The following is a 12,240-nucleotide window of genomic DNA, read 5'->3' on the forward strand; positions in this document are numbered from 1 at the left end:
TGGCGCGGTTTTCGATGCAGCGACAGTGCCGGCTGGAGCGGCCCCAGGAAAGAGCCGATTACCGGCCAAACAATGGAGCCATTCCGGTGCTCGTGGCGCTCGACGGGGTCGGTCCCACCTATCAGCAGATCTACCGCGCCGTGCGCCAGATGATCCTGAGCGGCACGCTGCCAGCCGGCATGCGGCTCGCGTCCACGCGCGCCTCGGCGCGCGAGCTCAGCGTGGCGCGCAACACGGTGCTGCAGGCCTACGAGCAGTTGCAGGCGGAAGGCTACGTCGTCGGCCATGTCGGCGCGGGCACCTTCGTCGCCGACGAACTGCCCGATCGGCCGATCGAGCTGCGCGGGCCAACGCCCGACGCCGGCGGAGCGCCGGCCGACCAGACCGCCTTCGGGCTCTCCGCCTACGCCCAGCGCGCGCAGATGTGGCAATCGCCGCTCGTTCCGCGCCCCCGGCCCCTACGCTACGATTTCCGTTACGGGCTGCCCGGCATCCACGAGTTCCCCTTCGCGATCTGGCGCCGCCTGCTGACGCGGCGGGCTCGCGATGCTCCCGCCGACACCTTTGCCTACGGCGCGCCGGAAGGCCGCGTCGCGCTGCGGTCCGCCATTGCCGACTACCTCGGCCGCGCGCGCGGCGTGCGCTGCAGCCCCGAGCAGGTCATCATCGTCAACGGCTCCCAGCAGGGGCTCGACTTGGTGGCACGGGCGTTGCTCGACCCTGGCGACGTGGTGGTGCTCGAGGAGCCGAGCTACCCCGGGGCGCGGGAGGTGTTCCGCGCGGCCGGCGCCCGCCTCGTTCTCGCCGACGTCGATGCCGATGGCCTGAGGCCCGACGGGCTGCCGCCCATGGCCAGGCGCGCCCGGCTGGTCCACGTCACGCCCTCGCACCAGTTCCCCAGCGGCGCGGTGATGCCGCTGGCGCGCCGGCTGGCGCTGCTCGCCTGGGCGAAGGCGGCGGGCTGCTACGTGGTGGAGGACGACTACGACAGCGAATTCCGCTACGACGGCCGTCCGATCGAGGCCGTCCAGGCGCTCGACCGCTCGGGCCAGGTGATCTACCTCGGCACCCTGTCGAAGACGCTGTATCCGGCGCTGCGGCTCGGCTATCTCGTGGTGCCGCCGCCGCTCGTGGGGGCGCTGCGCGCGATCAAGCTGCTCGCCGACCGGCACACCTCGACCCTCCAGCAGGATGTGCTCACCGACTTCATCGCCGAAGGCCATTTCGAGCGCCACCTGCGGCGGGCTCGCACGCGCAACGGCCGCCGGCGCGCCGCCCTGATCGCCGCGGTGCAACGCGAGTTCGGCGACCGCGTCGAGATGCAGGGCGCCAACGCCGGGCTGCACCTGGTGCTCTGGCTGAACGGCATCACCAGCGCCGACTTGCCGGCTCTGGTCGCCCGTGCCGAGGCGAGCGACGTCGGTGTCTACCCGGTCACATCCTACTATGTCGAGCCGCCGCCCAGGGCCGGGCTCGTGCTCGGCTACGCAGCCCTCGACGAAGCCGAGATCGAGCGCGGCATTGCCCTGCTGGCGCGAACGCTCGCGACGGCAGAGGCCGCCTGACGAGGCCCCCCGCCGCGGTGCTAGAAACGGATATTGACACCCAGGAGCGGGCCGCTCTGCACGACGTCGTAGATGAAGTTGCCGTGCTCATAGTTGACCTTCATCACGCGATAGCCGGCAAACGCCGAATAGCGCTCGTTGAAGGCATAGCCAAGCCCGGCGTAGGCGTCCCAGTAGTAATTAGACTTGACGTCGGCCGCGCCCACGAAGCCGATCGCGTTCATGAACCAGTGCTCGTCGAAGTTGACGCGCAGCCGGGCGCCCACCGCAGGCACCGCCCAGGTTTCGTCCTTGCCGTAGCCGATGTTCGGCAACGGGCCGACCCGAAGCTTCAGCTCGTTGTCCGCGTAAAATCCCCTGACACCGGCAAAAACATCAAAAAAGAACCGGGGATCGTCAAACACCCGATATCCAGCCGCACCGAGAGCGGAGAAGGTGACGCTGTCGAGCTTGGCCTCACCGGGGAAGCCGCGGAACCTGAAATTGCCATCAGGATGGATGCGAGCGAAGATCAGGTCCGTGAACAGGATGAACCGGCCGTTGCGCAACTCCGCGACGCCCATGAGCGCGCCGCCGAAGTTCTTCAGCACCTGATCGAACGTGATATGGACGTTGGCGGTCGGCAGCGGCGGCAGCGTGCGCATCCGGCCGTCGATCCCCGACGCCCAGCCGTAGGCGGATACGGAGAACACCCAGCCCGTGCCCAGAGCTGCGGGCGCCAGCGGTGCGGGCTCCTGCACGGCGGGCAGGTCGGCCGCACGCCCGGCGCCCGGCGCCAGGGCGGCCGCCATCACGACGCCCGCAACCACAGCACATATCAGTCGAGACAAATTGAGCAGTCTGCTCGGCCTCTGACGGGCCTCGTTCCAGGAGTTTGTCACGACGCGGCAGCCTTCAGGATCATCCGATGCAAGTATTTGCCATGAGCCGCATGGGTTTGGAATTGTCGGCCGGTTTGCGGCCTGGGGTTTTGGTCGACTGAGCCATTTTAGTTACAGCTGTGCTCTGCCTGCCTTGCGAGGCGCTCAGCAGTTGGACGCCAGCCCCGCGCGCCACGGCGCAAACCGCCGGGGTCGTCATCTCGGACGTCCGCCCGTCGCGGTGAACCAGGCGCCGCAGCGGAGGGCAGATGCCCTCTAATGACGAGCTGGACGCTCGCTCTTCGGCACATGCACCGACTGTGAATGACGACTTTGCTCCTGCGAATTGCATCGAAGCGGCACGCTGATCAATGCCGCAACGATATTCCGCCCGGGAGCATTCGGCGCGAAACCATCACTCAGCCGCTTGAGCTGAACCTCGAAGGTGCGTTCCGCCGCCGTCCGCGGCCCGACGGGCGCCGCTTTCCCGTTCCACTCTCGCATCCAGGCCGGTCGCCGCACGATCGGCCCGACAAAGGGGAGGACACCATGGCAACGGAACAGACCGCCACGGCAACGGCACCGGTGGACGACGCCAAACTGCAAGCCTTCCTCGGCAAGATGCTGGGTGACGTCGGCGCCAGCATGACGGGGGCGCTGGTGATGCTGGGCGACGAGCTCGGGCTCTATCGCGAGATGGCCCGGTCGGGCCCCATCGGCCCTGTCGAGCTCGCCCGCCGTACCGGAACCAACGCGAGAATGGTGCAGGAGTGGCTCGCCGCCCAGGCCGCGTCGGGGTACGTCGGGTTCAATCCGGTCGACGGCACCTATCTGCTGGGCCCGGAGGAAGCGATGGTGCTGGCCGACGAGGGCGGACCGGCGTTCCTGGCGGCCGCCTACGATGTCGTGGCCGCCGCCTATCGCGATCAGCCCAAGGTCGCCCAGGCCTTCCGGTCGGGCCGCGGCCTTGGCTGGCACGAGCACCACGAATGCCTGTTCCGGGGCACTGAGCGCTTCTTCAAGACGACCTACCGGGCCTTTCTGGTCCAGGAGTGGCTGCCGAGCCTCGACGGCGTGGTGGACAAGCTTGCGGCCGGCGCGCTCGTCGCCGACGTCGGCTGCGGTCACGGGGCGTCGACCATGATCATGGCGGCCGCCTTCCCCAAGTCGCGGTTCCGCGGCTTCGACTACCATCTCCCCTCCGTGGAGGTCGCGCGGGGAACCGCCGCGCGGACTGGCCTCGCCGATCGGGTCGAGTTCCAGCAAGCGTCCGCCAAGGATTTCGACGGCGGCGGCTACGACCTCGTCTGCTGCTTCGACTGCTTGCACGACATGGGTGACCCCGTGGGCGTCGCCTCCCACGTCCGCTCGCAGTTGAAGGGCGACGGAACCTGGATGATCGTCGAGCCCCAGGCCGGCGACCGTGTCGAGGATAACCTCAACCCCATCGGCCGGGTGTATTACGCCGCGTCCACCATGGTGTGCACGCCCGCCTCCATGGCCCAGGAGGTCGGGCTGGCGCTCGGCGCCCAGGCCGGCCCCGCGCGCCTGGGACAGGTGATGGCGAGCGGCGGCTTCGGCAAGGTCCGCACCGCCGCCAGCACGCCGTTCAACATGGTGCTCGAGGCACGCCTCTGAGCCGGCGGCCGCAGCGGCCCCGCGAGCGCCTTGCGATCGGGCGGCTCCGCCCGATCGCAGAAAAGCGCTTCAGATTCAAAAAGTTATGAGCATTTCTCTGCACTTGGATGATCTCATCCAAGTGCGAAATGCTCTAGAACCGCACCGACGCGTAGGCCTTCACACCGCGGCCGGGCAGCAGCACCTCGTCCTTCTTGAAGGAGACGCTGTTGCGGATGTCGTCGTTGAGCAGGTTGTCGCCGACGACGCCGAAGCTGACCTCGGTAAGGCCGAGCTGATTGGCGGCGAGCTTGCGCGTATAGTTGATCTCGGCCTTCAGCAGATTGTAGCCCGGCGTCCGTGTCTCGTAGGGCGCCACGTCGTTCTGGGCGTAGGCGTGCAGCAGGCCGACCTTGGCGAACCACTCCTCGCTGCGGAAATAGACCGCCCCGCCCAGCCGCTGCGGCGGCAGCCGCGGCACATAGGTGCCGTCGGCGAACTTGGCGTGCACGATGTCGTACTGCCCTTCGACGCCGACGACACCGGCGCCGAGCGGCATCACGTCGTACTGACCGATGAATTCGGCGCCCTTGAAGGTGGCGTTCTGCTGCGAGTAGGCGACCTGGGTGAACTCGTCCTCGATGCCGCAGCTCGAAAAGGTCTCGCCGCAGCTGATGCCGGTCAGGCGCTTGTAGATGAAGCCCGAAAATTTCGTGTAGTAAACGCTCGCCTCGAAACGGAACGGGCCGTCACCCTTCTTCAGGCTGAACTCCACGGTTCGGGCCCGCTCGATATTCAGGTTGGGATTGCCGATCTCGAAGGTGCCCGAGGCCTCGTGCGGCCCCTTGGAGAACAATTCGGGCGCGGCGGGCGCCCGCTCCACGTACTGGGCGTTCAGCGTCGCCACGATGTTCCACCACGGCAGCACCTTGAGGATGCCGGCACTGACGCTCTTGGGCGCGAACTCGCGGTTGCGGTGCTGCGTCGGCAGCGGATCGTCGCCCGTCGGCAGGTAGTCGCCGGGGAAGATGTCGGCGGTGCCGCTGATGCTCGCCCGTTCGATGCGGCCGGCTGCCTGCAGCTTCAAGGTATCGGTCAGCGCCAGCTCCTCGAACAGGTAGAGGGCTCCGGTCTTGGTCTGGGCCGGCGCGATCAGCCCGCCCGCCTCGCCCGAGGTGCCGAGGCTCTGGTGCGCCATCTGTACGCCGACAGAGCCGCTGAGTGCGCCCAACGGCGTAGTGAAGGTCTTATGCTGGACCTCGACCCGCGCCTCCTGCTCCTGGTTTTTGAACGTGCTGTGGATCTGGTCGCCGAGGGCCGCCAGCGGTCCCTCCTCGTGGTCGTGGTCGTGATCGTGGTCGTGGCCGCCCTCCCCCCCGTGCGCCGCGCCGATCTCGTAGTGCCTATAGTTGGAGGCGCCGGCCCAGAAGCGGATGGCGTCGATATACTCGCTGGGCGGCCGGATCTCGCCCTTCGCCACCACCTTGTCCTGGACCATGTCGATGCGCGTGCGATTGGCCGCCGCTTCACCGCCCGGGACCTCGTAGATGCTGTTCACGTGCGAATAGGCCACGCCGGCGAAGCCGCTGTCGAGGATCACCGAGCCGCCGATGGCCGCCCCCCGCGTGTCGTAGGCCGAGTTCGCCTGGGTGCCGCCGGGGATGCGGTAGTCGCCGCCCTTCTGGGCGAAATAGTCGGCGTGAACGGCGACGTTGCCCGCGCCGGCATCGATCGTGCCGGCCGTATCGTAGCCGCGGTTGACCGAGTTGACGCCGCCGGTGGCGCGCGCGGTGATGCCGCCCGGCGGCAGCGCGCTCGGCACCCGGTTATTGGCGACGTCGACGACGCCGCCGATCGCCTGCGACCCGAAGCGCAGCGTCGCCGGCCCGCGGATGATCTCGATCCGGTCGGCGGTCAGCGGATTGATCGGGACACCGTGGTCCTCGCCGAAGCTCGACACGTCGAAGGCGTTGAGCCCGTTCTCCTGTAGCCGGACGCGAAAATTGTCGAGGCCGCGGATGACCGGCCGGCTCGCGCCGGGGGCGAAGGTGGTCGACGTCGTCCCCGGCTTGCTGAAGGTCACGTCGCCCAGAGTCGAATACTGGTTACGCGCGATCTCGTCCTGCTCAACCACCGTCACCGGCGCGAACGTGCGGCTCGGCACTACGAGCAGGCCCGCCGGCACCTCGACCGGAGACGTCAGCGCTGCAGACGGCGCCACGACCGGGCTCGGGGCGCTCACCGTGATCTCCGGCAGCGAAACGTCCTGGCCCAGTGCCACGCCGGCGGCGCAGCTGAACGGTGCGCCAAGCGACGCGACCAGACCGAGACGGTGAAACCTGCTGAACGACATCGATACCTCCAAATGCAATGTTATTACGTTGCAATCAAAGGACCGTCGTCAACATGGTTGGAGCCGGACGTGCAGCTTGGGCGATACGGTGCGGCATTTCCGCAACGCCCAGAGCGGCTTTCAGAACATCGAGGGCGTGTCATGCCGCGGCCGCCCCGCGGTCTGACCGGTCTCCGGACTGCAACGTCGACCGTCCGGACATGGCGGCCCTCGGCCGAATTACGCCCTGCGCGCGCCTCCGACGGGTGCGATGGAGGGGCGCATTCGCTCGATCAGCTGCGCCGCCTCTTCTTGGGCGCGAGGCCCCAGAATGCCGCGATGCGCTTGCGAGCGTCGGCGGCAGCCTTCGATTGCTGCTTGCGTGCCTCTCTCATCCAGACGCCACGGGCTCGGCCGGCGATCGCATTGGCGCCGCTCAGCCACGCACTCATCCAGGGGTTCTTCATGTCGCACTCCGGCAGGGACGGCTGCCGTCGGAGATACGGCGCGAAGGTGGCGACTTTCCGCCGACAGCAGCAGCCCGGCCGCTGCCAGGCCGGGCTGCCGCTTGACCTCCCCGGTGCCGTCGGGCAGTACGCGCCGAGCCTGCCGGATCGACGCCGTCGCCTTGACCCCGAGACGAAACGGGGCAGATTCCAGCATGTCCTTCGCCGCCGGCGCTGCGTTCCGGCGAGCCCGCATGGGAACAGCCATCATGAGTCCTCAGCCCAATGGTCTTCGTCGTGCCGCGATCGTGACGCCGCTGCGCACCGCCGTCGGCAAGTTTCAAGGCGGTCTCGCCAGCATGCCCGCGGGCGACCTTGGCGCCGTGATCCTCAAGGCGCTGGTCGAGCGCACCAAGATCGATCCGGAGCGGATCGACGACGTCGTCTTCGCCCAGGGCTACGGCAGCGGCGAGGCGCCCTGCATCGCGCGCTGGTCGCTGCTGGCCGCGGGCCTGCCGATCTCCGTCCCCGGTTATCAGCTCGACCGCCGCTGCGGCTCGGGCCTGCAGGCCATCATCGACGCCGCCATGATGGTGCAGACCGGCGCCGCCGACGTGGTCGTCGCCGGCGGCGTCGAGAGCATGAGCAACGTCGAGTACTACTCGACCGACATGCGCGGCGGCGCCCGTTCGGGATCGGTCACGCTGCATGACCGGTTGACGCGCGGCCGGGTGATGAGCCAGCCGGTCAGCCGTTTCGGCGTCATCACCGGCATGATCGAGACGGCCGAGAACCTAGCCAAGGACTACGGCATTTCCCGCGAGGAATGCGATGTCTACGCCGCGGCGAGCCACAGGCGCGCCGCTGCGGCCTGGACGGAGGGCAAGTTCAATGACGAGCTGGTGCCGGTCAGCGTGCCGCAGCGCCGCGGCGACCCGATCGTGTTCGATCGCGACGAGGGTATCCGTGCCGACGCCACGCCGGAGAGCCTCGGCCAGTTGAAGGCGATCGAGAAGGGCGGCGTCGTCACCGCCGGCAACGCCAGTCAGCAGAACGACGCGGCGGCCGCCTGCCTGGTGGTCGCCGAAGACAAGCTCGCCGAGTTGAACCTCGATCCCATGGGCTGGTTCGTAGCCTGGGCAGCGGCAGGCTGCGAGCCCTCGCGGATGGGCATCGGCCCGGTGCCGGCGGTGGAGCGCCTGTTCGCGCGCACGGGCCTGACCTGGGACGATATCGACCTGGTGGAGCTGAACGAGGCCTTCGCCTCGCAGGTGCTGGCCGTGCTCAAGGGCTGGCACTGGCCCGAGCAGTCGCCCCTGCACGAGCGGCTGAACGTCAACGGCTCCGGCATCTCCCTGGGTCATCCGATCGGCGCCACCGGCGGCCGCATCCTGGCCAATCTGTTGCGCGAGCTGAAGCGCCGCGACGGCCGTTACGGCCTCGAGACCATGTGCATCGGCGGCGGCCAGGGCATCGCCGCGGTGTTCGAGCGCGCCTGAGCCGCTGGCACCCATGGTGGCCGGGCTTTGGCCCGGCCATCCGGCGAGACGGCCGGAACCTAGTTGCCGGTGCCTGAGCCGAACATCTTGACGATATCCGCCGATACGCTTCGCACGTGCCGGCTGACAGCCCGTTCCGCCGCCGCGGGATCGCCGGCCAGCACGGCCTCGACGATCGCCTGGTACTGTCCGGCGCGCCGCTGTTCGAACTCCCCGCCGAACGGAATGAAGTGTACGCGCAGCAAGGTCATGTTGATGACGGACATGACGCGCGTGAGCTCGGCATTGCCGGCGACCTCCAGCATGCTCGTCGTCAACGTCGCGCGCGCCTCGATATAGGCCCTCAGGTCCCCGGTCCGCTGGAAGTTGAGGAAAGCGCGGGCCGATCGTGTGTAGATCTCCCGGTTGTTGCCTTCATCGATCCGCGCGGCGGCGAGCCGCGCCGTGGTGCGCAGCAGCGCCTCGACCACGATCAGCGTGTCCAGCGCCTCGGCCACCGTCAGCGATCGCACATAGGCGCCACGGTTGAGCGTGAGCGACAGCAGCCCCTCTCCGGCCAGGCGTCGGAAGGCCTCCCGTATGGGCCCCCGGCTGACCCCGCAGCGCCTCGAAATGTCGGCCTCGATCAGCCGTTGTCCCGGGGCATACTGGCCGCGATAGAGCCCTTCCAGGATATGCTCGTAGACGATATCCGGCGCACTGCTCGGTTCGCCTTCAGAGCCTGAGCCGTTCTGCCCGGCATTGGCCGCACCGTCCGTCTTCTTACGAAGCGGCTTGGCGGATTGCGATGCAGCGTCGGAACGGAGCGCGCGCGATGGGGCTCCAGGTGCAATCGTACGAACGGACCGGGACAAGAAAATGCTCGTAAATCAGATAGATACCCTAGCATAGCAGCCCCACCGCGACGATCGCAAGCAGCAAGGTTCCGAGGTACGGCCACACCGCCTTGACGCCCGCGTCGGCCGGCAGGCCCGCGATGGCGCAGGTCATGTAATAGCCGACGCCGAACGGCGGGGCGAACAGCCCCAATCCCATCGCCAGGATGATCACCATCGCATAGTTGACGTCGTCGATGCCCATCGCCTGTGCCGCGGGAAACATCAGGGGGGCGAGCAGGACGAGCGCCGGCAAGCCCTCCAGCAGGCTGCCGAGCAGCATGAAGATGATGATCGATATGAGCAGGAAGCCGAATCGCCCGCCCGGCACGGCCGCGACCAGGTCGATCATCTCCTGGCCGAAGCCGGACTGGGTCAGGGCCCACGCCATCGCCGTCGCCATGCCGAGGATGATCAGGATCGAGCCGCTGAGACTGGCGCTGAGCACCAGGAGCTCGACGATGCGGCGCCATTCGCGCACCCGGTAGACGAGCAAGCCGACGGCCAGTGCGTAGACGATGCCGACGGTGGCCACCTCCGTCGCCGTGGCGATCCCCTCCACGACGGCGGCGCGGATGACGAACGGCAGGATGAGCGCCGGCAGCGCCTTGAGGAAGGCGTCGCCGATCGCCCGCAGCGACGCTCGCTGCGGCAGGTCGGTATCCATGCGGCGGGCGCGCAGATAGGCGACCACCGCCAGGAACAGGCCGGCGATGGCGGCAGGGAACAGGCCGGCGGCAAACAGCGAGGCGATCGACACGCCGGCGACGGCGCCGAGCGCGATCAGCACCAGGCTCGGTGGAATCGTCTCCGACGCCGCCGCCGACGAGCTCATCAAGGCGATCAACTCGCCCGGCTGGTAGCCGCGTTTGCGCATTTCCGGAACCATCACCGGCGCGATCGCGGCGATGTCGGCGGCTTTCGATCCGGAGATGCCGGACACCAGGAAGACCGCGCCGATCAGGCTGAACGAAAGGCCCCCGCGGATATGGCCGAGCACGCTGGCCAGCAGATTGACCAGCACCCGCGACATGCCCGTCAGGTCGATCAGCAGCCCCAGCACCACGAACAGGGGGATGGCCAGCAGCAGCAGATCCGAAATCCCGGCATCCATGCGGGCGGCAACGATGGTCAGGGGCACCGCGCTGGTGCTCGCCAGATAGGCCACCGTCGCCAGCCCGAAGGCGAAGGCGATCGGCACCCCGATCAGGATCAGCGCGCAGACGCCGACGACGAAGAACACCATGAGGTTCCAATTGCCGATGAGCGCCAGCGCCGGCTGCGCCAGCCAGACGCCGCCGGCGACGGCGGCGACGGCCAGGCACGCCACGCCGATGTCCGGTACGCTCGACTGGCGCAGCAGCCGCAGCGCGAACGCCGCGGCGAGCAGCACAATGCCGACGGTGAGCGCCACGAGCCGCGTGCCGTCGCGGATGCGCAAGGTCGGCGTCATGACATCCCAATGCTCGTGGATCAGCGTCAGCGACGGCACGAACAGGATGGCCAGCAGGGCGATGGAGAAGACGCCCGCGATCGCCTCCAGGCGTCGTTGCCAGCGTGGGCCGGCCTTGTCGATCAGCACTGTGAGACGCATGTGCTGGTTTCTGTGCACGGCGATCACTGCGCCGAGCATACCGATCCACAGCAGCAGCAGCACCGCCAGTTCGTCGGACCAGAGCAGCGGCGCCTTGAACACGTAGCGCGCCAGCACGCCGCCGAAGAGCAGCACGACCTCGCACGCGAGCAGGATTGCGGCAGCGGCTTCGACGCATCGAAACAGGCCGGTTTCGACGGCGCCGGCGAGCTCGTCGGCCCGCCGCTGCGGGCCGATGTGGCCCGCGTTCACGTCGACGCGTGTGTCCATGGCATCCGCCTCAGGTCAGCTTGCCGACAGCCTGCTCGAGCTTGCTCCAGGCCTCCTGGCTGTAGGAGCCGCGCCATTTCTCGTAGAAACCCGCGGCGCGCAGCTTGGCGCGGAAATCGTCGACCTTGGCATCGTTGAACACCATGCCGCGCGCCGTGAGATCTTTGCGGACCTTGTCGTTCTGCGCGGCGATGTCTTGCCGCTGCAGCTTCGCCGCCTCGTTCAGCCGCGCCTCGACGACACTCTGAACGTTGCTCGGCAGCTTGTCCCAGTACTCGGCGTTGATGCCGTACCAGAAGCCGTCCCAGGTATGATTTGTCAGGGCGCAGCGCTTCTGGACTTCGTAGAACTTGAGCACGTCGATGGCAGGCAGCGGGTTTTCCTGGCCGTCGACGAGCTTCGTCTGCAGCGCCGCGTAGGTCTCCTTGATGCTCACGGTCGTCGTCGCCGCACCAAGGTGCTCGAACAGCGAAATCATCATGGGAAAGGCGGCGGTGCGGATCTTGAAGCCGGCGAGGTCGGAGGGAACGGTGATGGTGCGGTCGCGGGACGTCACCTGCCGGAAGCCGTTGTCCATGGCCGTGGTCATCGTCTTGATGCCCATCTTGTCCATCGACGCACAGATGAACTTCCCGAGGTCGCCGTCGATGGCCGGCCAGAGCTCGTCGTAGCTCCTGAAGGCGAAGGCCAGGCAATGGATGCCGGCATCGGGCACGATGCTCTGCGCCAGAAGGCCGGGCACCGCATACATCTGGATTGCCCCGTTGCGTACCTGCGACAGCATCTCGGGGTCGCCGCCGAGCTGGTTGTTGGGAAAGATCAGAATGTTGACCTGTCCGTCCGTCGCCGCCTTGATCTTGGCTGCCGCCTCGCGAGCCCGAACATTGGTCGGGAAGTTGATCGGCGCGTTGTTGGCGTAGCGGATGGTGAACTCGGCGGCTCGAGCCGGCCGGCTCCAGACCGCAGGGGCGGCGAGCGCGCCGGCCGCGGCGGCGATTGCGGTGCGGCCGAACTGCCGCCGGCTGATCTGCTCGGACATCTGGCGTCCTCCCTCTCTGTGCGAATTTTCGTTGCGCGGATGCGTGCTCGGCGTCGGTCGAGCTGGCCCGACCATAGGCGGCAGCCCGCCTTGACTCAAGCCTAAAGACATTTATGAAGGGCATAAATGTAGGACATTTTAGT

General features: G+C 67.8%; 9 protein-coding genes. 3 read left to right on the plus strand and 6 right to left on the minus strand.

Annotation, left to right across the window (positions count from 1 at the left end):
* The first annotated feature begins 86 nt into the window (after positions 1 to 86).
* Complete coding sequence (gene pdxR, locus ACZ5PO_RS32245) at positions 87 to 1,565, plus strand: MocR-like pyridoxine biosynthesis transcription factor PdxR (RefSeq protein ID WP_464186642.1); 1,479 nt, start codon at positions 87 to 89, stop codon at positions 1,563 to 1,565.
* Between the two features lie 20 nt (positions 1,566 to 1,585).
* Here pdxR and ACZ5PO_RS32250 read toward each other — a convergent pair whose 3' ends face one another.
* Positions 1,586 to 2,356, minus strand: a complete 771-nt coding sequence (locus ACZ5PO_RS32250; protein ID WP_464186643.1) for a hypothetical protein — start codon at positions 2,354 to 2,356, stop codon at positions 1,586 to 1,588.
* Positions 2,357 to 2,974: 618 nt separating this feature from the next.
* Here ACZ5PO_RS32250 and ACZ5PO_RS32255 point away from each other — a divergent pair.
* Positions 2,975 to 4,063, plus strand: a complete 1,089-nt coding sequence (locus ACZ5PO_RS32255) for a class I SAM-dependent methyltransferase (RefSeq protein ID WP_464186644.1) — start codon at positions 2,975 to 2,977, stop codon at positions 4,061 to 4,063.
* Positions 4,064 to 4,196: 133 nt separating this feature from the next.
* On the opposite strand, the gene ACZ5PO_RS32260 is transcribed toward ACZ5PO_RS32255, so the two are convergent.
* The gene (locus tag ACZ5PO_RS32260; protein WP_464186645.1) at positions 4,197 to 6,395 is read right to left on the minus strand and encodes a TonB-dependent receptor; all 2,199 of its coding nucleotides are present in this window, start codon (positions 6,393 to 6,395) and stop codon (positions 4,197 to 4,199) included.
* 272 nt (positions 6,396 to 6,667) lie between these two features.
* On the minus strand, positions 6,668 to 6,841 hold the full coding sequence (locus tag ACZ5PO_RS32265) for a hypothetical protein (protein ID WP_464186647.1): 174 nt from the start codon (positions 6,839 to 6,841) through the stop codon (positions 6,668 to 6,670).
* Positions 6,842 to 7,089: 248 nt separating this feature from the next.
* On the opposite strand from ACZ5PO_RS32265, the gene ACZ5PO_RS32270 reads away from it, so the two are divergent.
* On the plus strand, positions 7,090 to 8,319 hold the full coding sequence (locus tag ACZ5PO_RS32270) for an acetyl-CoA C-acetyltransferase (RefSeq protein WP_464186649.1): 1,230 nt from the start codon (positions 7,090 to 7,092) through the stop codon (positions 8,317 to 8,319).
* 59 nt (positions 8,320 to 8,378) lie between these two features.
* Here ACZ5PO_RS32270 and ACZ5PO_RS32275 read toward each other — a convergent pair whose 3' ends face one another.
* From ACZ5PO_RS32275 to ACZ5PO_RS32285, 3 genes are read right to left on the minus strand one after another with little or no spacing between them, the layout of a single operon-like run.
* On the minus strand, positions 8,379 to 9,173 hold the full coding sequence (locus ACZ5PO_RS32275; RefSeq protein ID WP_464186651.1) for a GntR family transcriptional regulator: 795 nt from the start codon (positions 9,171 to 9,173) through the stop codon (positions 8,379 to 8,381).
* 28 nt (positions 9,174 to 9,201) lie between these two features.
* A complete protein-coding gene (locus ACZ5PO_RS32280) occupies positions 9,202 to 11,058 on the minus strand; it encodes a TRAP transporter large permease (protein WP_464186653.1) in 1,857 nt (618 codons plus the stop codon).
* Positions 11,059 to 11,068: 10 nt separating this feature from the next.
* Positions 11,069 to 12,097, minus strand: coding sequence for a TRAP transporter substrate-binding protein (locus tag ACZ5PO_RS32285; protein WP_464186655.1), 1,029 nt, complete (start codon positions 12,095 to 12,097; stop codon positions 11,069 to 11,071).
* Positions 12,098 to 12,240: the final 143 nt, after the last annotated feature.

It is taken from the genome of Chelatococcus sp. KU-N122 (assembly GCF_055391085.1).